Origin of the sequence: Pseudomonas mohnii, from assembly GCF_900105115.1 — a bacterium.
GTDB lineage: Bacteria > Pseudomonadota > Gammaproteobacteria > Pseudomonadales > Pseudomonadaceae > Aquipseudomonas > Aquipseudomonas mohnii.
In genome coordinates this window covers 3,157,787-3,179,295 of record NZ_FNRV01000001.1, presented here as the reverse complement: position 1 = coordinate 3,179,295, position 21,509 = coordinate 3,157,787, and the positions used below count along the sequence as shown (strand labels likewise).

General features: G+C 57.0%; 10 protein-coding genes, 2 tRNA genes and 4 rRNA genes. 9 read left to right on the top strand and 7 right to left on the bottom strand.

All coding sequences use genetic code 11. The features are described from left to right. Positions 1 to 10 precede the first annotated feature (10 nt). From BLV61_RS14655 to rrf (BLV61_RS14620), 7 genes are all read left to right on the top strand, one after another. Complete coding sequence (locus tag BLV61_RS14655) at positions 11 to 1,231, top strand: CaiB/BaiF CoA transferase family protein (protein ID WP_090466043.1); 1,221 nt, start codon at positions 11 to 13, stop codon at positions 1,229 to 1,231. Positions 1,232 to 1,812: 581 nt separating this feature from the next. Continuing rightward, a 16S ribosomal RNA gene (locus tag BLV61_RS14645) occupies positions 1,813 to 3,349 on the top strand. A gap of 80 nt (positions 3,350 to 3,429) precedes the next feature. Next, positions 3,430 to 3,506 (top strand) — tRNA-Ile (locus BLV61_RS14640). Between the two features lie 28 nt (positions 3,507 to 3,534). Then, positions 3,535 to 3,610, top strand: a tRNA-Ala gene (locus BLV61_RS14635). Between the two features lie 247 nt (positions 3,611 to 3,857). Then, positions 3,858 to 6,749, top strand: a 23S ribosomal RNA gene (locus BLV61_RS14630). A 155-nt stretch (positions 6,750 to 6,904) separates the two neighbouring features. Then, positions 6,905 to 7,020 (top strand): 5S ribosomal RNA (gene rrf / locus BLV61_RS14625). Between the two features lie 111 nt (positions 7,021 to 7,131). Then, positions 7,132 to 7,247, top strand: a 5S ribosomal RNA gene (gene rrf, locus BLV61_RS14620). The 16S, 23S and 5S rRNA genes sit together here with 2 tRNA genes alongside, the layout of an rRNA operon. A 157-nt stretch (positions 7,248 to 7,404) precedes the next feature. Here the strand turns inward: rrf (BLV61_RS14620) and BLV61_RS14615 are convergent. From BLV61_RS14615 to BLV61_RS14595, 5 genes are all read right to left on the bottom strand, one after another. Next, positions 7,405 to 7,872 (bottom strand): SRPBCC family protein, encoded by a 468-nt coding sequence (locus tag BLV61_RS14615; protein WP_090466039.1) that lies wholly within the window; start codon positions 7,870 to 7,872, stop codon positions 7,405 to 7,407. Positions 7,873 to 7,901: 29 nt separating this feature from the next. After that, entirely contained in the window at positions 7,902 to 11,318 is a 3,417-nt protein-coding gene (locus BLV61_RS14610; RefSeq protein WP_090466036.1) for a non-ribosomal peptide synthetase, read from the bottom strand. 12 nt (positions 11,319 to 11,330) lie between these two features. Further along, positions 11,331 to 12,260, bottom strand: a complete 930-nt coding sequence (locus BLV61_RS14605) for a diiron oxygenase (protein WP_090466029.1) — start codon at positions 12,258 to 12,260, stop codon at positions 11,331 to 11,333. Further along, positions 12,257 to 13,033 (bottom strand): DUF3050 domain-containing protein, encoded by a 777-nt coding sequence (locus BLV61_RS14600; protein ID WP_047535964.1) that lies wholly within the window; start codon positions 13,031 to 13,033, stop codon positions 12,257 to 12,259. Before BLV61_RS14600 ends, BLV61_RS14605 begins: the two co-directional genes overlap by 4 nt. Positions 13,034 to 13,696: 663 nt before the next feature. Beyond that, positions 13,697 to 14,407 carry a GntR family transcriptional regulator gene (locus BLV61_RS14595; protein ID WP_047535967.1) on the bottom strand — a complete coding sequence of 237 codons (711 nt, stop codon included), beginning with the start codon at positions 14,405 to 14,407 and terminating at the stop codon, positions 13,697 to 13,699. A 196-nt stretch (positions 14,408 to 14,603) separates the two neighbouring features. On the opposite strand from BLV61_RS14595, the gene lapG reads away from it, so the two are divergent. Both lapG and lapD read left to right on the top strand, forming a co-directional pair. Continuing rightward, positions 14,604 to 15,296, top strand: a complete 693-nt coding sequence (gene lapG / locus BLV61_RS14590; protein ID WP_090466026.1) for a cysteine protease LapG — start codon at positions 14,604 to 14,606, stop codon at positions 15,294 to 15,296. A 14-nt stretch (positions 15,297 to 15,310) separates the two neighbouring features. Further along, a complete protein-coding gene (lapD, locus tag BLV61_RS14585; protein ID WP_090466023.1) occupies positions 15,311 to 17,257 on the top strand; it encodes a cyclic di-GMP receptor LapD in 1,947 nt (648 codons plus the stop codon). A 141-nt stretch (positions 17,258 to 17,398) separates the two neighbouring features. On the opposite strand, the gene BLV61_RS14580 is transcribed toward lapD, so the two are convergent. Beyond that, positions 17,399 to 17,764, bottom strand: coding sequence for a hypothetical protein (locus tag BLV61_RS14580; protein ID WP_047535976.1), 366 nt, complete (start codon positions 17,762 to 17,764; stop codon positions 17,399 to 17,401). A gap of 185 nt (positions 17,765 to 17,949) precedes the next feature. Further along, on the bottom strand, positions 17,950 to 21,501 hold the full coding sequence (gene bcsC, locus BLV61_RS14575) for a cellulose synthase complex outer membrane protein BcsC (protein ID WP_341865086.1): 3,552 nt from the start codon (positions 21,499 to 21,501) through the stop codon (positions 17,950 to 17,952). Positions 21,502 to 21,509 lie beyond the last annotated feature (8 nt).

Here is a 21,509-nt window from a genome sequence, read left to right as displayed (position 1 = left end):
GAGAACGGCCATGGGCGCGCTTTCGCATCTACGGGTTCTGGATTTATCGCGGGTGCTGGCCGGGCCGTGGGCCGGACAGATTCTTGCGGACCTTGGCGCTGATGTGATCAAGGTCGAGCGTCCGGGCAATGGCGATGACACGCGTGCCTGGGGCCCGCCGTTCCTTAAAGACGCTGATGGCGAGAACACCAGCGAGGCCGCCTATTATTTGTCGGCCAATCGCAACAAGCAGTCGGTCACCATCGACTTCACGCGTCCGGAGGGGCAGAAGCTGGTGCGTGAGCTGGCGGCTAAATCGGACATCCTGATCGAGAACTTCAAGGTCGGTGGACTGGCCGCCTATGGGCTGGACTACGCGTCGCTGAAGGCGATCAATCCAGACCTGATTTATTGCTCGATCACCGGGTTTGGTCAGACCGGTCCTTATGCCAAGCGTGCGGGTTATGACTTCATGATCCAGGGGCTTGGCGGGCTCATGAGTCTGACGGGGCGACCTGAAGGTGAAGAAGGTGCGGGGCCGGTCAAGGTCGGCGTCGCGTTGACGGATATTTTGACCGGGCTTTATTCGACGGTGGCGATCCTGGCGGCGCTTGCGCATCGGGGTCAGGGCGGTGGCGGTCAGCATATTGATATGGCGTTACTGGATGTTCAGGTGGCCTGCCTGGCCAACCAGGCGATGAACTACCTGACTACCGGCAATGCACCCAAACGCCTGGGCAATGCTCATCCGAACATCGTGCCTTATCAGGATTTTCCTACGGCGGATGGCGACTTCATTCTTACAGTAGGGAACGACGGACAGTTCCGAAAATTTGCCGAGGTGGCGGGTCAGCCACAATGGGCAGACGATCCGCGGTTCGTTACCAATAAGCTGCGGGTGGCTAACCGTGCAGTGCTCATCCCGCTGATTCGTCAGGCGACGGTGTTCAAGACCACCGCTGAATGGGTGGCACAGCTGGAGCAGGCGGGAGTGCCGTGCGGGCCTATCAACGATCTTGCGCAGATGTTTGCGGATCCTCAGGTCAAGGCGCGAGGGTTGTCGATTGAGTTGCCGCATGCGTTGGCCGGGATGGTGCCGCAAGTGGCAAGCCCTATCCGGTTGTCCGAGACGCCCGTGGAATACCGTTATGCGCCTCCGCTGCTGGGAGAGCATACGTCGGAGGTTCTGCAGCGGGTGTTGGGGCTGGGCGCGGATGTGGTGGCGTCGTTTAAAAAGTCCGGAGTGCTCTAGGGGCTTCTTCTATATAGAGGGATGGTTTGCTCCTCCTTTGCATGGGGGGGCGGCTGTTTTCCTGCCTTTCGTAAGTAATTGATAGAAAACCCAAATCAGTGGTTGACGGCAGATTCTGGAAGCCTATAATTCGCCCCACTTCCGGCGCAGTCGAAACGGAAAACTCCTTGATAAACAATGAGTTACGCGGTTTTCGGCAGTGGGTTGCTTCAGGTCATCGAAGTCGAAAGGAAGTTGAAAAAGAGGTGTTGACAGCAGCGAGTAACGCTGTATAATTCGCCTCCCGCTGACGAGAGATCGAAGGCGCAAGTGGTTGAAGTTGTTAAGGAATCCTTGAAAACTTCTGAAAATAATCACTTGACAGCAAATGAGGCTGCTGTAGAATGCGCGCCTCGGTTGAGATGAAAGATCTTAACCAACCGCTCTTTAACAACTGAATCAAGCAATTCGTGTGGGTGCTTGTGGGGTCAGACTGCTAGTCAACAGATTATCAGCATCACAAGTTACTCCGCGAGAAATCAAAGATGTAACCAACGATTGCTGAGCCAAGTTTAGGGTTTTCTCAAAACCCAAAGATGTTTGAACTGAAGAGTTTGATCATGGCTCAGATTGAACGCTGGCGGCAGGCCTAACACATGCAAGTCGAGCGGATGAAGAGAGCTTGCTCTCTGATTCAGCGGCGGACGGGTGAGTAATGCCTAGGAATCTGCCTGGTAGTGGGGGACAACGTCTCGAAAGGGACGCTAATACCGCATACGTCCTACGGGAGAAAGCAGGGGACCTTCGGGCCTTGCGCTATCAGATGAGCCTAGGTCGGATTAGCTAGTTGGTGAGGTAATGGCTCACCAAGGCGACGATCCGTAACTGGTCTGAGAGGATGATCAGTCACACTGGAACTGAGACACGGTCCAGACTCCTACGGGAGGCAGCAGTGGGGAATATTGGACAATGGGCGAAAGCCTGATCCAGCCATGCCGCGTGTGTGAAGAAGGTCTTCGGATTGTAAAGCACTTTAAGTTGGGAGGAAGGGCAGTAAATTAATACTTTGCTGTTTTGACGTTACCGACAGAATAAGCACCGGCTAACTCTGTGCCAGCAGCCGCGGTAATACAGAGGGTGCAAGCGTTAATCGGAATTACTGGGCGTAAAGCGCGCGTAGGTGGTTTGTTAAGTTGGATGTGAAAGCCCCGGGCTCAACCTGGGAACTGCATTCAAAACTGACAAGCTAGAGTATGGTAGAGGGTGGTGGAATTTCCTGTGTAGCGGTGAAATGCGTAGATATAGGAAGGAACACCAGTGGCGAAGGCGACCACCTGGACTGATACTGACACTGAGGTGCGAAAGCGTGGGGAGCAAACAGGATTAGATACCCTGGTAGTCCACGCCGTAAACGATGTCAACTAGCCGTTGGGAGCCTTGAGCTCTTAGTGGCGCAGCTAACGCATTAAGTTGACCGCCTGGGGAGTACGGCCGCAAGGTTAAAACTCAAATGAATTGACGGGGGCCCGCACAAGCGGTGGAGCATGTGGTTTAATTCGAAGCAACGCGAAGAACCTTACCAGGCCTTGACATCCAATGAACTTTCCAGAGATGGATTGGTGCCTTCGGGAACATTGAGACAGGTGCTGCATGGCTGTCGTCAGCTCGTGTCGTGAGATGTTGGGTTAAGTCCCGTAACGAGCGCAACCCTTGTCCTTAGTTACCAGCACGTAATGGTGGGCACTCTAAGGAGACTGCCGGTGACAAACCGGAGGAAGGTGGGGATGACGTCAAGTCATCATGGCCCTTACGGCCTGGGCTACACACGTGCTACAATGGTCGGTACAGAGGGTTGCCAAGCCGCGAGGTGGAGCTAATCCCACAAAACCGATCGTAGTCCGGATCGCAGTCTGCAACTCGACTGCGTGAAGTCGGAATCGCTAGTAATCGCGAATCAGAATGTCGCGGTGAATACGTTCCCGGGCCTTGTACACACCGCCCGTCACACCATGGGAGTGGGTTGCACCAGAAGTAGCTAGTCTAACCTTCGGGAGGACGGTTACCACGGTGTGATTCATGACTGGGGTGAAGTCGTAACAAGGTAGCCGTAGGGGAACCTGCGGCTGGATCACCTCCTTAATCGACGACTCAGCTGCTCCATAAGTTCCCACACGAATTGCTTGATTCATTGAAGAAGACGATAGAAGCAGCCCGAAATTGGGTCTGTAGCTCAGTTGGTTAGAGCGCACCCCTGATAAGGGTGAGGTCGGCAGTTCGAATCTGCCCAGACCCACCAATTTTGTGTGGGAAACCTGTAGAGATACGGGGCCATAGCTCAGCTGGGAGAGCGCCTGCCTTGCACGCAGGAGGTCAACGGTTCGATCCCGTTTGGCTCCACCACTACTGCTTCTGAAGTTTGAAAGCTTAGAAATGAGCATTCCGTCGAAGGATGGTGAATGTTGATTTCTAGTCTTTGGCTAGATCGTTCTTTAAAAATTTGGGTATGTGATAGAAAGATAGACTGAACGTTACTTTCACTGGTAACGGATCAGGCTAAGGTAAAATTTGTGAGTTGCTCTTTATTGAGCGGCGCGAATTTTCGGCGAATGTCGTCTTCACAGTATAACCAGATTGCTTGGGGTTATATGGTCAAGTGAAGAAGCGCATACGGTGGATGCCTTGGCAGTCAGAGGCGATGAAAGACGTGGTAGCCTGCGAAAAGCTTCGGGGAGTCGGCAAACAGACTTTGATCCGGAGATGTCTGAATGGGGGAACCCAGCCATCATAAGATGGTTATCTTAAGCTGAATACATAGGCTTAAGAGGCGAACCAGGGGAACTGAAACATCTAAGTACCCTGAGGAAAAGAAATCAACCGAGATTCCCTTAGTAGTGGCGAGCGAACGGGGACTAGCCCTTAAGTGGCTTTGAGATTAGCGGAACGCTCTGGAAAGTGCGGCCATAGTGGGTGATAGCCCTGTACGCGAAAATCTCTTAGTCATGAAATCGAGTAGGACGGAGCACGAGAAACTTTGTCTGAATATGGGGGGACCATCCTCCAAGGCTAAATACTACTGACTGACCGATAGTGAACTAGTACCGTGAGGGAAAGGCGAAAAGAACCCCGGAGAGGGGAGTGAAATAGATCCTGAAACCGTATGCGTACAAGCAGTGGGAGCAGACTTTGTTCTGTGACTGCGTACCTTTTGTATAATGGGTCAGCGACTTATTTTCAGTGGCGAGCTTAACCGAATAGGGGAGGCGTAGCGAAAGCGAGTCTTAATAGGGCGTCTAGTCGCTGGGAATAGACCCGAAACCGGGCGATCTATCCATGGGCAGGTTGAAGGTTAGGTAACACTGACTGGAGGACCGAACCGACTACCGTTGAAAAGTTAGCGGATGACCTGTGGATCGGAGTGAAAGGCTAATCAAGCTCGGAGATAGCTGGTTCTCCTCGAAAGCTATTTAGGTAGCGCCTCATGTATCACTGTAGGGGGTAGAGCACTGTTTCGGCTAGGGGGTCATCCCGACTTACCAAACCGATGCAAACTCCGAATACCTACAAGTGCCGAGCATGGGAGACACACGGCGGGTGCTAACGTCCGTCGTGAAAAGGGAAACAACCCAGACCGTCAGCTAAGGTCCCAAAGTTATGGTTAAGTGGGAAACGATGTGGGAAGGCTTAGACAGCTAGGAGGTTGGCTTAGAAGCAGCCACCCTTTAAAGAAAGCGTAATAGCTCACTAGTCGAGTCGGCCTGCGCGGAAGATGTAACGGGGCTCAAACCATACACCGAAGCTACGGGTATCACTTAGGTGATGCGGTAGAGGAGCGTTCTGTAAGCCTGTGAAGGTGAGTTGAGAAGCTTGCTGGAGGTATCAGAAGTGCGAATGCTGACATGAGTAACGACAATGGGTGTGAAAAACACCCACGCCGAAAGACCAAGGTTTCCTGCGCAACGTTAATCGACGCAGGGTTAGTCGGTCCCTAAGGCGAGGCTGAAAAGCGTAGTCGATGGAAAACAGGTTAATATTCCTGTACTTCTGGTTATTGCGATGGAGGGACGGAGAAGGCTAGGCCAGCTTGGCGTTGGTTGTCCAAGTTTAAGGTGGTAGGCTGGAATCTTAGGTAAATCCGGGATTCTAAGGCCGAGAGCTGATGACGAGTGTTCTTTTAGAACACGAAGTGGTTGATGCCATGCTTCCAAGAAAAGCTTCTAAGCTTCAGGTAACCAGGAACCGTACCCCAAACCGACACAGGTGGTTGGGTAGAGAATACCAAGGCGCTTGAGAGAACTCGGGTGAAGGAACTAGGCAAAATGGCACCGTAACTTCGGGAGAAGGTGCGCCGGTGAGGGTGAAGCACTTGCTGCGTAAGCCCACGCCGGTCGAAGATACCAGGCCGCTGCGACTGTTTATTAAAAACACAGCACTCTGCAAACACGAAAGTGGACGTATAGGGTGTGACGCCTGCCCGGTGCCGGAAGGTTAATTGATGGGGTTAGCTAACGCGAAGCTCTTGATCGAAGCCCCGGTAAACGGCGGCCGTAACTATAACGGTCCTAAGGTAGCGAAATTCCTTGTCGGGTAAGTTCCGACCTGCACGAATGGCGTAACGATGGCGGCGCTGTCTCCACCCGAGACTCAGTGAAATTGAAATCGCTGTGAAGATGCAGTGTATCCGCGGCTAGACGGAAAGACCCCGTGAACCTTTACTATAGCTTTGCACTGGACTTTGAATTTGCTTGTGTAGGATAGGTGGGAGGCTTTGAAGCGTGGACGCCAGTTCGCGTGGAGCCATCCTTGAAATACCACCCTGGCAACTTTGAGGTTCTAACTCAGGTCCGTTATCCGGATCGAGGACAGTGTATGGTGGGTAGTTTGACTGGGGCGGTCTCCTCCTAAAGAGTAACGGAGGAGTACGAAGGTGCGCTCAGACCGGTCGGAAATCGGTCGTAGAGTATAAAGGCAAAAGCGCGCTTGACTGCGAGACAGACACGTCGAGCAGGTACGAAAGTAGGTCTTAGTGATCCGGTGGTTCTGTATGGAAGGGCCATCGCTCAACGGATAAAAGGTACTCCGGGGATAACAGGCTGATACCGCCCAAGAGTTCATATCGACGGCGGTGTTTGGCACCTCGATGTCGGCTCATCACATCCTGGGGCTGAAGCCGGTCCCAAGGGTATGGCTGTTCGCCATTTAAAGTGGTACGCGAGCTGGGTTTAGAACGTCGTGAGACAGTTCGGTCCCTATCTGCCGTGGACGTTTGAGATTTGAGAGGGGCTGCTCCTAGTACGAGAGGACCGGAGTGGACGAACCTCTGGTGTTCCGGTTGTCACGCCAGTGGCATTGCCGGGTAGCTATGTTCGGAATAGATAACCGCTGAAAGCATCTAAGCGGGAAACTAGCCTCAAGATGAGATCTCACTGGGACCTTGAGTCCCCTGAAGGGCCGTCGAAGACTACGACGTTGATAGGTTGGGTGTGTAAGCGCTGTGAGGCGTTGAGCTAACCAATACTAATTGCCCGTGAGGCTTGACCATATAACACCCAAGCAATTTGCTGACCTGAAAAGGCACCAGATTGCGGTGTGTGAAGACGCAATGAACCGAAAGTTCGCAACCATTCACAAAAGCCGCACAAACTATCGCATACCCAATTTGCTGAAGCGTCGAAAGACGGTTCGGTACCCGAATTTCTTGACGACCATAGAGCATTGGAACCACCTGATCCCATCCCGAACTCAGCAGTGAAACGATGCATCGCCGATGGTAGTGTGGGGTTTCCCCATGTGAGAGTAGGTCATCGTCAAGATTAAATTCCAAAACCCCTATCTGCGCATGCAGGTAGGGGTTTTGTCTTTAAGAGTAGAAGCATCAAGAATTCGTTGGCACGTCATTACAGGCGGACCGGCACACAGAATTTCTTGACGACCATAGAGCATTGGAACCACCTGATCCCATCCCGAACTCAGCAGTGAAACGATGCATCGCCGATGGTAGTGTGGGGTTTCCCCATGTGAGAGTAGGTCATCGTCAAGATTAAATTCCGAAACCCCTATCTGCAGATGCAGGTAGGGGTTTTGTCGTTCTGGACCAGTCAAAAATCATCAGCCACAAAAAAGCCAGCCCCTGGACTCAGAGGCTGGCTTTGTAGCAGCAACCGAAGTGGTCGGCTGGCAGAGAAGCAAGCCCAGCCTTATGCAAACACCTTCAACACATTATTCATCGCATCATCGGCAAAGCCCTGAACGAAATCCTTGAACCCAGGTAGCGCATCAGCACCACCCTGGGCGGGTTCGGCAATGATCGTCCAAGTGGCCCGCGATTGACCTGCTCCGAGTGATTCCACGTTCATGGCCGCCCACAAATTGGCCACGCCCAAGGTGTTGTAAATCGTGGTCCAAGTCATGCTCAGAGCCTGGTCGTCTCGGGAGTTGAGTTGCTCGACCACCAGGTTGCCGTCCCTGAAGAACTTCTTGCGTAGGGACGACACGCCCTCGCCGGTCATCTCGATGTGCGACAGCGCCGGGATGAATTGATCGAAGCCGGCGAAGTTGCCGACCACGGCCCAGACTTTTGCGGCATCGACTGGTACTTCCACCGAGGACACCACCTGGCAGCCTTGCGGGTTTTTGATCAGGGTGTCGGGTTGCAGAGTGCTCATGGTTTTTCTCCGTTCTTGGTTGGGATGGATCAGATGAAATTGATTTCTTTGAGGTAGTCGCAACCGCGTCGCAGCAGTGCAGGGGACTTTTCCGGGTAACACGCGCCCATTTGCCGAACGCCAGCCTTGGCGTTGTCATGGCCGATCATGGAGATGTCGCCGATGTCTTCCTCGAAGCCGTTGAGGTAGAAACCCAACACCCCGAACAACGCGTTGTCGCTGTCGACCCGACCCAGTTGTTGCTGCCAATCGGTGACACTGACCAGGGAAAATTCGCGACCCGCTTCGCGAAAGGAGGCAACGTAGGTGCCCCAATCCAGCGGTTCGGGGTTGTGCAGGTTGAACACCGGCCTTTGCGGCTGATAACGGCTGGCATGAAAGGCGATAAAACGGGCGAGAAAATCCACCGGCATCAGGTCGAAATTCAGCGCGAATGCCGGCACCTGCCCGAGCTGGATCGACCCCTTGAGCATCAGCATCAAACGGTTCTTGTGCGGCTGGCACACGCCTGTGGCGCTGTTGAAACTGATGTTGCCGGGGCGATAGAGATTGACCCATACCCCGCGCTCCCGCGCGCGTTCAAGAATCCGTTCACCGACCCACTTGGACAGGTTGTAGCCATTCTTGATGTAGATCGGCGGGGTATGTGCCGCGGGTAACTCAAGCACCCGACCTTCGGCGGAGATGGTGCTGGAGGCCGAAAGCGTCGAGACGAAGTTGAAGATCTTTTTGCTACGCCCTTCGCACAGGCGCAGGCACTCGAAAATCGGCTCGACGTTATCCCGCGCCAACGACTCGTAATCGAGCACGTGATTGACGTTGGCGGCGTTGTGCACCAATGCACCGAACTCTCGATCCAGCCGCTCATATACATCAGCGGCCAGCCCCAGTTGGGGACGTGTGATGTCCGCTGCGTATACCCGTACCCGACTCAGGTCCAAATGCTCCAGACGGTTTTCCCGTAGCGCATGGGCAAACCGTTCGGCAGCCGGTTGCCCATCGCTGTCGCGCACCAGGCATGCGACTTCACTGGCACCCCACGCCAGCAGCGCTTCGACAATATGGACCCCGACAAAACTGTTGGCACCGGTGACGATGACTTTATGCACATCACCCAGGCGGTTGGCGGGCAATGGCTGCACCTCCAGTTCGCGCAGGACATCGGCCATGGCTTGCGGGCTCAACACCTCTTCGCTACCGGAGCCGCGAACCAGCGTCGCCAGCTTGGTGATGGTGGGCAGCTCGATGAAGCGGTTGATCGAAATGCTGCGACCGAACTCCTCGCGTAAACGCAGGAGCATGCGCGACAGCAGGATCGAGTGACCGCCCAGATTGAAGAAGCTTTCGTCGGTGGAAATATCGCTGCTCGGCAACTCCAACAGCTCGGCCCAGATCTGCAGCAACAGCGCTTCATCGGCACTGACAGGCAAGCGTCGCGAGGTGCTTTCGCTGACGGTGATCGGCAGTTCCAGCAGTGCCTTGCGATCGATTTTGCCGTTGCTGGCGTACGGCATGCTCGCCATTTCGGTCCAGGCGATGGGTTGCATGTAGTCCGGCAAGTGCTGCGCCGCATGGGTCTTTAGTGCTTGGCGAGCGGCACCGATTCGATCTTCCTGAGGCTGGGCGAGGAAGGCCAGAATCCGTCGCTGGGCGTCGATGACCACCGCCACCTGCCGGTACAACTGACTGTCGCGCAGGCAGCGTTCGATTTCCTCCGGCTCGACCCGGAAGCCGCGAATTTTCACTTGATTATCACGCCGTCCGCACAGCTCGACCCCCTCAGGGGTCCATTTCGCCATGTCGCCGGTTCGGTAGGCACGCAGGCTTTGGCCATCGGGCAGGCTCAAGCTCAGATAACGTTCGGCGGTCTGCTGCGGATTATTCAGGTAACCCAGGCAAACACCCGGCCCGACGATGAACAACTCGCCAACGGTCTGTTCGCTAACAGGCTGCAAGTCTTCATCGAGAATCAGCACCCGACTGTTGGCGATCGGGCCGCCCAGCGACCGATTGTTATCGCCGGTCCGCAGTCGTCGCGCAGTAATCAGCACCGTGGCTTCGGTGGGGCCGTACAGGTTGTAGAGCGTGCCTTGGCGGGTCAGTTGCTGGATGACCCAGGGCTCGCAGACATCGCCGCCGGTCATCACGTGATCGAGGTCTTGCAGTTGCTCCAGCGGCAGGATGCTCAGCAAGGCCGGCGGCAAAAAGGCGTGGCTCAGACGTTGATGGCGGATCAACTCAACCAATTGCAGTGTGTCGCAACGCTGGTCCTCGCTGGGCACGATCAACTCGGCACCTTGCAGCAGGGTCGGGAAAATATCGATTAACGAAGAGTCGAAACTCAGCGACGAAAACTGCAGCACCCGACTTTGCCCGGTCAGCTGCACATAGTCGGCGTACCACGCCGTGAAGTGGGCGAGATTGGCCTGGCTGAGCAGCACGCCCTTGGGGTGACCCGTCGTGCCCGACGTGTAGAGCGCCATGCACGGTGCGTCGAGATTGGGGCGTTGGTGCATCAGCGGTTGATCGGGATCCGCCTCATCGACGTCGATAAGGGTAATGTCCAGCCCCGGCATTTCTGATGAGAGCGGATGTTGCCCGTCATGCAGCAGTAAGACCGCGCCGGCGTTCGACAGGATGTATTGCTGACGCTGTAACGGATGGCTCGGCTCCAGTGGCAGATACACTGCGCCGCAACCGAGGATCGCCAGAATTCCCGCGTACAACGCGCTGCATTTGGGCAGGCAGATGCCCACCACAATGGGGCCTGGATGCCGGGCCAGCAGCGGTTGCAAACGCTGGGCGATGGCTCGGCTGTGGTTATGCAGTTGGCCGTAGTCGATTGATGTGCCGGCAATGTTCAGCGCAGGGCGATCGGCAGACCGAGTCAATCGCTGCTCCAGCCGCTCGATCATTGGCGTCTGTGCCAATTGCAGCAGGCGCGGTTCATCGGTGGCATTGAGCCGATGCACAAATGCCAGGCTCTCGAGAAACAGCAGACTTTCCACGCGCTCGAATGACGCCGAAGGGGTGGGACCGGCCAGCAAAAAACAGTCGGCGTCCCTGGAGAAGCGGCTGACCAGCAGCGCCACGTGATCCACCAGTTCCGCTACTGCGCGCAGGCGCAAGGACTGGCCATTGCCCGAGGGTTCATCGGCCATCGGGACACGGCTGACCAGCGCGCAATCGTGCAGGCACAGCAAATCCAGCGACGGCAGCCCGGAAGCGCCCGGCAAACCGATGCCCAGTTGCAGCGTCAGTCGCGGTACATCCTCGAAGCGCTGAACCGTCAATGTGGCATCGTCGATCAACAAGTCCACGGGCTTTGGCATCAGCGCATCGCCGTCCTTTACCCGCGTCAGTACATGACCGTGTTGTTCGAGTTCCAGCGCCAGGTCGGTCAGGGCCTGGCTGTGTCCAACGAGCAATATGTCGAGACGTCTCATGTTGGCTCCTCCTCAAATCAGGTAGTCACTCAAGGCGCGTTGCACGCACGGCGAATCCAGCAGCGAACTGCTGTGGAAGAACCGCACGATGTTGGTCACCAACGGGTGATGGCGATTGATCGGGAAGGCCAGCCCCGACACTTCACGCTTGAGGGCGTGCCGCGCCGTGTCGCTGATTCGCAAGGCATCGATCAACCGGAAGTCGAAGGACTTCTGGATGTCGTTGGTCAGGTAGTGGCCGATGAACACCGGCAGGATCCGTGCGATGCATTGGCGGTCTTCTTCGCTCGCGGTGTGCCAGTAGATGCGCACCATCCGCGACCAGAAACCGGAGTGCCGGCCTTCGTCCAACAAGTGATCGGCCATCAAGCCCTTGATCGACTGCTTGACCGTATCGTCCTTGGCGAAGGCCGCCACATCGCCGGTCACGGTGTTTTCGGCGATGGCCACGCAGATCAGCTCCACAGCGCCACGCAGGTGCTGCGGCGCGAGTGCCACGGCCGTCGGGATTGCGCGGCTCAGCTCGATTTCGCCCGGCAGTTCGATGGGGGCAATGCCGGTCATGGCGACCGTCTGCTGCATGAAATCCATCGCCACCAGCGCGTGGTAATCCTCGTCCACAACGACAGTCATGGCGTCATAACGGCAGGCGAACGGGAAGGCCACGTCGAAGCGATTCTTGGCGATGCTGCGGGCGGTCTTGTCGACGATCTCGGTTTCGAAAATCACCACGTCGTTGATGAATTTGTAGAGCGTCTGCACCAGGGCGAAGTCGCGCTGTTCCGGGCACGCACGCTGGAAACTATCACTGAGCACCAGCGGTTGGCGGCTTAATGGGAAGATCAGTTTGTCGTCGTTCTCCAGCACGCGACGCGGACGGGTGCGAATGGTCGCGCGGCTTTCCCACGCGTCGGCGAAAGACTGGTAGTCGGCGGCGTTCATGCGTTCACCTGCGCGAGGTGTTCGCTCATGCTCAGGCGCAGGCCGTCCCACAGAGCGATTCGGCTTTCCACCGCGGCGATGGCGCTGGCATACACGTCTTCCTGCCGTTGCGGATCACCATCGACCAGCCGGGCGAGGAGTTTTTCCGCGGCCGGGCCGTGGTCTTCGGAGTCGACTTCAATGTGTCGTTGGAGGTAATAGCGGAAGGTCGGCGCCTGTTCGATGCCGATGCCCCAATCGTCGAGAATGCGCTGGAACATCTGCGGAATGACGCTCTCGCGGCCGTGTAGAAACGCTGCCGCCACGCTATGGCCTGGCGCATGTAGCGCGGTGTGCAGCGTATGGCGTACAAACCGAGCCGCCGCTGGATCGACGTTCACGCTTTGCAACGCCACGTCGTAACTCACGCCTTCTTGTTGCAGCGCGACGAAGTGCTCGATGGCGGAGGTGCTGGCGCCGACTTCACGCATCGCATCCAGATACAGTTCGAAATGGCTGTAGTGACCATGGACCGGGCGGTCGTCCGACTCTTCGCCCAACACGATCTCATTGATTAACCGAGCGGCCTGTGGATCTTGCGGCGGCAGCCACGGCAGCTGGATGCACGTCAATTCTTGCTGTAGACGCTTGGTCAGGGACATGAAGTCCCACACGGCAAACACATGGGTTTCCATGAAGCGTTGCAATACAGACAGTGAATGTATTTCCGAGAAAATCGGGTGTGAACCAAGCTCGGCTTTCTTCTGGTTGAGACGGTCTTTAGTTGGTTTCATGGGCGAACCTCTAAATAGTCAGATGGACTGTAGTTGTGCACTAACTGTTGATATTGTTTTTCTGTTGGCGAGGGCGTACCTCAAATGAATTGATCTGTTTAGTTGCATTTGGACCAGCGTTATATGGTGCTGCCGTCGGCGTGCATGGGCGGCGTGGAAAAAACTAGTACATAAATTAAGTGTTGGGCAAGTTATTTTGTTGGGTTTTTAAAGTTAAACTTTCTCGAGTGCGAGTAGTTTCAATAAAACTTCTTATATAAGTTTTATTGGCATGTCGTTGCTCCTTCCGTCTTATATAAGTCAGAATTTAAATGAAGAGTGAATGCCTCACTCGAAGCAACTTTCTGATTTGAAGGGGTGAGGTGATTTGACTAAGGGAGATGTGTCGGGGGTGACACCGACTCTTCCGCTCCCGTGGCAAGGCTCCTTCCGTAGGTTTCTGGTGCGAGGACCGCGCCGCGGTCATCGTTCGTTGTCGACCCAAGAGTGAGCGTAATTCAAGGCAGCCGCTATCACCGAGGTGTGCGGATGGGAAAGGAAGGTAGAGGCGGGAAATTTGTAGGGGGATCGTTCGCTTTCAGGTACTAAAGAAACCGTGTGCAGATTTTGTGGCCGCTGCGCAGCCCGGCGAGAGCAAGTTCCCTCGTCACAGGCCGATTGGTGTCACTTGGAGGTTTTTATGTTCTGGGCTTCAAGGCTGCCCAGGTAGCGAGTAATGACCTCGACCCCACGATTGAGGTGGTTTTCCAGCAACGTTACCGACCTTTCGACGTCCCGGTCTTCGGCGGCCCGCAGCAGCGCCCGGTGATCTTCCTGGGATAACTGGCCCAGGCCCATGGCTTCCAGATTGAAGCGCAGGAAACGCTCTTCTTCGTTTAAGCCGTCTTCGACCAGTGTCAACAGCCGGCGATTGGGGGCCTTGCTGTAGAGCGACATATGGAACAAGCGATTGAGTCGACCGATTTCGGTGTAGTCAGTTTCCGTTTCCAACTCGTCGATGTAGCGGCAAGCCTGGGCGAGATCCTCGTCTTCGAGCAAGGGAATCGACAAGCGCAGCGCTTCGGACTCCAGCAGGATCCGCAGTGCATAGGTTTCAGCGGCGTCGCCCTGCACCAGCGGCGCAACGACCGCGCCTTTATGGGCGACCACGTTGAGCAGTGCCTGGGCTTCGAGTTGGCGCAGGGCTTCGCGAACCGGCATGCGGCTGACGCCAAACAAGTCGGCGAGGTCTTGCTGGCGCAAGGCCGTACCGCAGGGAATACGACCGTCGAGAATGGCTGAGCGCAGGGTTTGTTCTATCACTGAGCGTGCCAGATGAGCGGGAATCGGCCCGTTGACCTTGATACTGCCGAGAGGGTTGGGCTTTTGTGTCACTACTACGCACCCTGATTGATTGAGGTTTTTGGATCCAACTGACACTAGTGACTGCCGGACAGGTTGTCAAACGCCCAACATAGGAGGCTTTGTCATAGTCTAGCGCGTGGTCGTTGATCTCAGCGTGCCATTGTTTTTTAACGGGCGAACCGACACCATCAACCGACGTTCACCTGACTACCCTGGATGCCTTGCATTGGCGGTACGTTTCCCGATCTCCCGGATATTGCGCTGCCTGTGCGGCGCCTTGCTCCTGGCCGGCGTGCTGCTGGGCGGGGTGCATGCCGATTGGGATTTTTCCCTGATCAGCGGTCGGGCGCGGGCATTGTACGGCCCTTTGGGCGAAGGTCAGCAGCGCATTGATGATTGGCAACACTTGTTGGCCACCCAGAAGCAGGTCGGCGAGCTGGACAAGCTCAATGTGGTCAACCGCTTTTTCAACAAACAAGTGCGCTACGTCGAGGACATCGACCTGTGGCACCAGGTCGATTACTGGGAAACGCCCATCGAAGCCCTGTGGAAGGGCGCCGGCGATTGCGAAGATTACGCGATCGCCAAGTATTTCAGCCTGCGCCACCTCGGCGTCTCCAGTGACAAGCTGCGCATCACCTACGTAAAGGCGTTGAGCCTGAATCGCGCGCACATGGTGCTGACCTACTACTCCAGCCCGGACGCCGAGCCGCTGGTGCTCGACAGCCTGATCGACGTGATCAGGCCGGCCAGCCAACGAAAGGACTTGCTGCCGGTCTACTCTTTCAATGCCGAAGGGTTGTGGTTACCGGGTGCCAAGGGTAATCAGATGGTTGGTGACACCAAACGTCTGTCCCGATGGCAGGATGTGCTGAAAAAAATGCAGGCCGAAGGATTCCCGGTCGAGACGACCCACTAGGAGCACGCCCACAGATGTCTTTGTTCAAACAGCTGTTGATCGCTATCTGTCTGTTTCTAGTCGTCGCCTTCACCGGCAACTTCGTGGTCAGCCTGGAGAGCTCGCGCACCCAATACGTCAATCAACTGCGCTCCCACGCGCAGGACGCTGCGACGGCGCTGGCGCTGTCCCTGACGCCGAACATCGACGACCCGGCGATGACCGAGTTACTGGTCAGCTCGATCTTCGACAGCGGTTATTACGCGAGCATCCGAGTGGTCGATATATCCAGCGATAAAATCCTGGTCGAACGCAGCGGCATTCCGGCCGATACCCATGTGCCGGACTGGTTCGTCAAACTCATTGGCCTGGAACCCGCTGGCGGCGATGCGATTGTCAGTCGTGGGTGGGAGCAGGCCGCGCGGGTCGAGGTGATCAGTCACCCGATGTTCGCACTGGCCAAACTGTGGCAGAGCGCATTGGGCAGCCTGGGGTGGTTGCTGGGTTGTGGCGTGGTCAGCGCGGTATTGGGCGCGCTGTTGCTGCGTCGGCAATTGAAGCCGCTGGATTACATGGTCCAGCAGTCCCACGCCATTGCCCGTCGCGAGTTTCTCAGCCTGCCGGAATTACCGCGCACGCCGGAATTGCGTCGAGTGGTATTGGCCATGAACCAGATGGTCGAGAAGCTCAAGGCGTTGTTTCAGGAACAGGCCGAACGCAGTGAAAAACTGCGAATCGAGTCCTATCAGGACAGCCTGACCGGACTGGCCAATCGACGTTATTTTGAGATGCAATTGAACGCACGGGTGAGCAATCCCGAACAGGCCAGTTCCGGTTATTTGCTGCTGTTGCGGGTTCAGGACCTGGCGGGTTTGAACCAACGGCTGGGTGGGCAGCGCACCGATCAGTTGCTTCAAGCGGTCGGCCAGCAGTTGTCCCGCGAGTGCGCCAGATACCCGGAAACGCAAAATCTGGTCACGCGGATCCGAGGCGGCGAATTTGCCGTGCTGGCGCCAGGGCTGGTGCGTGAGGAAGCCCTGCAACTGGCGCAGCACCTCGACAGCGCCCTGGCCAGCCTGCATGCGACCGGCGCCACGGACGTGGTCTCGGTGGCCGCCATCGGCCTGGCACCCTTTATTCATGGCGATACCCCGCAAGCCGTGCTCGGGCTGGCGGACCAGGCGTTGGCGCAGGCCGAGGGCCAGACTGACTCGAACTGGGTCTGCCTCGATCACAGTGCGTTGGCCGGGGGCGGTGACGACCACCATGCCTGGCATAAGATGCTGGATCAGGCGCTGAATCAGCGGCGATTCAAACTGTATTTCCAACCGGTCGTCGCCAGTCAGGACACACAGTTGGTGCTCAATTACAAAGTGCTTTCACGCTTGATCGACGATGAGGGTCAGAGCATCCCGGCGGGACGTTTCCTGCCATGGCTTGAACGGTTCGGCTGGGCTGCACGACTGGACCGGCTGATGTTGGAGCTGGTGCTGGAACAGATGGACGATCACGAACATTCACTGGCGTTGAACCTGTCGTTGGCGACTCTGCAAGATCCGCAAGCGTTGAATGCGCTGTTCGAGACGCTACGTTCGCATTCCCGTCTGGGGCCACGACTGACCCTGGAAATCGGCGAAGAGCAATTGCCGGAGCAAGCCGATCTCGAAGACCTGACGCGGCGTTTGCGCGAACTGGGGTTCTCGTTGAGCCTGCAACATTTCGGTGGGCGCTTCAGCATGATCGGCAACCTGGCGAGACTCGGATTGGCCTATCTGAAAATCGACGGCAGCTACATCCGCGCGATCGATCAGGAGAGCGATAAACGCCTGTTTATCGAAGCCGTTCAACGTGCCGCCCACAGTATTGATCTGCCGTTGATTGCCGAGCGTGTCGAAACCGAAGGGGAGTTGGCGGTGATTCGCGAGATGGGTGTGTATGGGGTTCAGGGGCGGTTGGTCGGAGAGCCCAAGCCTTGGGCTTAGGGCGTGGGGTTGTGTCGTCTTTGATGCCGCCATCGCGAGCAAGCTCGCTCCCACAGGTTTTTGTATTGCTCATGCATCCTGCGACGGCCCAGTGATGGGCGCGAGCTTGCTCGCGATGGCGTCAGTAACGTCAGCGAAGCGTCAGATAAACCCTTCCTCATCATCCTCAACCAGAAGACTCAGCCCACCCAAGGCCTCACGGGCCTGGCTGCGGTCCATGAATTTGGCCTGCGCCGGCGCTGGCAGATCGGTGACCAGGATCACGCCTTTGCTGATCAGCACCTCGATCAAGTCATCGAGTACCCGGATCATTTCCAGGTCACTCTGCCTCAGTTGCTTGAGCTGTTTAATTTGCAGCAGTTGTTTGTGGCTGGTGGCCATGACTTCACTGGCGAACCAGGCCTGGAGGTCAGGGTGGTCGGCCGGAAGCGTTTCCGTGGATTCGGCGTAAGCTTCGGCTTCCACGCGCATCAGGTGGCCTTCTGCATTGCGTTGCACGTAGAACATCAATCATCCCCCCCAATAGTGAACAGCATCATGCTGTCAGCAGCATAGCCAACATCGCGCCGATGGAGGGCTCACCGCACATCCCCGAATACCCGTGACCCCGTCACTCACGGCTCCCGGTGAGCTTAACCGTGAACGCGTTCGCTTCTAGAGCCCAGGGGTTGCTGCCGTGAGACCTCCCTTCATCACCGCATGTCCGAATACGGCGTTATGGGTTCGATCGGCATCGGGAGGTTGCCCTGCCATTCATCGAAGGTGTAACGCAGGTACAGCATCACCCGGCTTGGGGCGTAGCCTTCGCTGTGTTGCAAGGAGATCCCCGAGCCCAAGACCATGTGATCGGTCAGGCGGCGTTCGACCAAACCTTGCACACGGATACTCACGCCGCTGCTGCTGCTTCCGGCCTTGGTCATGGTCGTGTCTGGATCGATTTCCAATCCAGCGGCGGCGGCCTGGCTGAATACCTTGCCCGCCGGACCGTCCAGTGGATACAAATCGCTTCCATCGGTTTTTGAGATGGACCAGCCCACCGAACTTTCCAGCAGAGTCGACCAGTTGGCATTACGCCAGGCATAGCTGAAGGGTATGCCGATGGAGTAATACTGTTGTGGACTGTAATAGCCGCCCTGACCCAGGGTGTACTCGCTCAAGTCTTTGTCGTAACCCCAATACATAAGGGTCAAACCCGTACGCATGCGCTCGTCGGCACGGTCGACCAGTCGGTAATAGTATCCGGTCATGGCTGAAAGACGCTGATTGTCGACCACGTTCTTGCCGCGCAGCCAATGGCTGCCGAAACTGGCCCAAACACCGTCAACACCCCCTTCATCATGGCTCAGACTCAAGGTCACACCATTGCTGGTCACGCCACCCCAGCGCGTACCGGTCACCGGATCGACGGCTCCGGCGTAGGACACCACCGAGTTGCTCATGGGCCGGCGCGAGGCGGTCAACGTCCAGCCAATGGACCTCCAGTCACTGCTGTACGCGACACCACCCAGCCAGTTGCCCACTTCGAAACCTTGCGGCGAATGGCCAAGATCGAGCGCCCATTGATCGTTTTTCCAGCCCGCAGCGAGGCTTGGCCCGCTGGTGCTGAGTGAAGTGCTGGGGCAGCCATTGGGCACCGGCGTACCCGTCGCCTTAACCCGGTACTGCACGGCGCAGGTGCCGAACTGTTCCCGGTGTAAACCATCGGCGTCGGTGTCGAAGGCGCTGGCGTCAAGGTCCACCTGTTCAGCCTGGACGAATCCCTTCCCTTGGGCGAACGGCGAATCGATACGCAAAATGGTTATCTGCGTCGTCAGGTCGGAGATGCCCGGTGCAGTGTTGTCGGTGCGCCAAGCGAAGTCATGGTAAAGATTGACGGTCGGGTTCTGCTGTTTGTAAAGCTCGTCGACATCACTGCGCAGGCTTCGCGCCAGCCACTCATCGCTGTCCTTGGCGCGACTGGCCTCGGTCATGGCTATGTTGTCGCGGGGGCTGGCTTGGGCAGGTGAAATCAAACCTGCTGCTGCCATGCTGCGGGCGTAATTATCCAGTGCCTGTTGCGGCTGATCCTTGGCCATCAGACGCGCCGCATCGCGGTAGATCAGCGGATCGGTCTGTGGTGTTTTCAGCAGATTGGCGAACATCGCGGCGGCTTTGTCCTTTTCACCCACCGCGGACCAGGCGTTGGATAGACGTCGTTGCCAGGGCGCAGGTGCCGACGGCGGCACGACGATTTTTTCCAGGCCGGCACGCGCTTGCTGGATGTGCCCGGTGGCAATCTGCGTTTCGATCAAGCCCAACTGCGCCTCGTCATTTTGCGGCTGGAGCTTGAGCACTTTGCGGTAGTAACGTTCGGCTTCGGCGTAGTCTTCACGCTGTGCCGCCCAGTCGGCGAGGGTGCCAAGATCATCCACGGTCGGGTCACGCAACAATAATGCAATGGCCTGAGGCTCATGCCCGGCGTTGCGTAGCTGCTCGACCTGAGCCATCAACATCCGACGTTTGATCCGGGTTTCCAGTTCACGCATGTTATCGGTCCATGCGGCGGCCGGGATTTGCCTGAGGGTGGCCAGCACTTCGCTGTCGCGGCTCTCGTTGGCCAGGTACAGACCGTGGGCGTAACGAGCCTCAGGATTGCGGCTTTGGAGCGCCAGTAATTCACTGAACGCTTTATCAGCCTCTCGCGGTTGCCCCATGGCAATCTCGGCGGCGGCCAGGCGATAGGTCGTCCAGGGATTGTCAGGCTCCAGCACGCGGATTTTCTTCAGCAGGGACGCCAACTGAGCCCAGTCCGAATGCTGACTGGCGAGGTCAGCTTGCAAATTCAGCCGCTCAAGTTCAATGCTCCGACGCAGGCTGGAAAACTCACGCTGGTCGCTGGCGGGCAAGGTGTTGAGGAAGGCTTCGGCCCGCTCGTTTGACTGGCCACGATACAGTCGGACCAGAGCACGCACGACGCTGCCATTGCCCGGTTCGATCTTGCGCGCCTGTAACAGTAACGCTTCGGCTTCGATTTCATTGGACTCGGCCATAGCCACATTGGCGAGGCCGATCAATGGGTCGGCGGAATCAGCCTTGAGGCTTCGCGATTGTTGATACGCGCTACGCGCCGCCGCATAGTCCTTGCGTTGCAGGGCGTCGTCGCCTTTCTGCAGGATCATCCAGTTGCGCGTGACAGTCTGTAGATCCTGCCATTTGCTGATGTAATCGGTGTCCTGCTCCTTGCTCAGCGCCGTGGAGAACGCCTCGTGTGCCGCCGGATATTTGCTTTGGCGCATCAACGCGATACCCAGTGCGCCATAAAGGCTTGAGTCTTGCGGATACGCCTTCAAGGCACGGCGTAACAGTCCTTCGGCTGCCGCCGCCTTGGCCGCAGCGTCTGGGGCGTTGTCTTGCTCAAGCAAGCTCTTGGCTTTGACGCCGGCCTGCCAGGCAGGATCGGCCAACAAGCCTTGTTGCTGCGCCAGCTGCTTCTTGGCGTCTTTAGCGAACGATGAGTCCGGGTAATAGTGAATGAATGCCTGCCATGCCTGCGCCGTTTGCGGGCCAACCGGCAATTTGATCAGGTAGTTGTATTCCCGTTCGGCCGCATTGGCGCTGGCCTTGGGATCAGCTGCCAATTGATGCAACACGGCCAGGGCATCGTCGTTGCGACCCTCGGCGAACAATAGCCCGACGAGCATCTGTCGTACGGCGGTATTGCCTGGGTATTCCCGGTCCAGCGCCTGCACATGACCGATCACGGCCGCACGCTCGCCGCTGATGCGGCTGCGTGCGCTCCAGTATTCAAGCGCCGATGCGAGGTCCGGCGGCTCCTTTGCGAACAGCTGCTCAAAGGCCTGGCTGGCTTCTTCGAAGCGCCCGGCAGCCGCCAATAGCCGAGCCTGCTGCAGCTGGCGCAGACCGTCCTGGCTCTGCAGTTTGATCAGTGCTTGAGCCTGGCGCAGTTGCGCGGAGTCCGGGGCCAGCTGGCGCAGGCGAGCCAATCGCTGCTCGATCCAGGCGCTGTTCGGCGTTTGAGACTTGTCAGCCAACGCCTGGCGTATTTCGCCCACCAGAACCTGAAGATTGTCCGGGGCAATCAATTTCAACCGCGCCAAAGAGTCGCGAACCAAGTCTTCGCGCTGCAACGCATCACCGATACGCATCTGTTGAAGCAGCCATTGCTGTTGCTCTTGTTGCGTAACAGGAGCCGTCGCTGCCAGCGCGGCACCGCTCAAACAGGGCAGCAACAGTGTGCAGCGCAAGATTAAAA

What these genes read in the sequence shown, in the direction of transcription:
- BLV61_RS14580 (WP_047535976.1), bottom strand. Translation starts at nt 17,764, where the DNA reads ATGTTCTACGTGCAACGCAATGCAGAAGGCCACCTGATGCGCGTGGAA.
- BLV61_RS14600 (WP_047535964.1), bottom strand. Translation starts at nt 13,033, where the DNA reads ATGAAACCAACTAAAGACCGTCTCAACCAGAAGAAAGCCGAGCTTGGT.
- BLV61_RS14610 (WP_090466036.1), bottom strand. Translation starts at nt 11,318, where the DNA reads ATGAGACGTCTCGACATATTGCTCGTTGGACACAGCCAGGCCCTGACC.
- lapD (WP_090466023.1), top strand. Translation starts at nt 15,311, where the DNA reads ATGTCTTTGTTCAAACAGCTGTTGATCGCTATCTGTCTGTTTCTAGTC.
- BLV61_RS14655 (WP_090466043.1), top strand. Translation starts at nt 11, where the DNA reads ATGGGCGCGCTTTCGCATCTACGGGTTCTGGATTTATCGCGGGTGCTG.
- BLV61_RS14605 (WP_090466029.1), bottom strand. Translation starts at nt 12,260, where the DNA reads ATGAACGCCGCCGACTACCAGTCTTTCGCCGACGCGTGGGAAAGCCGC.
- BLV61_RS14615 (WP_090466039.1), bottom strand. Translation starts at nt 7,872, where the DNA reads ATGAGCACTCTGCAACCCGACACCCTGATCAAAAACCCGCAAGGCTGC.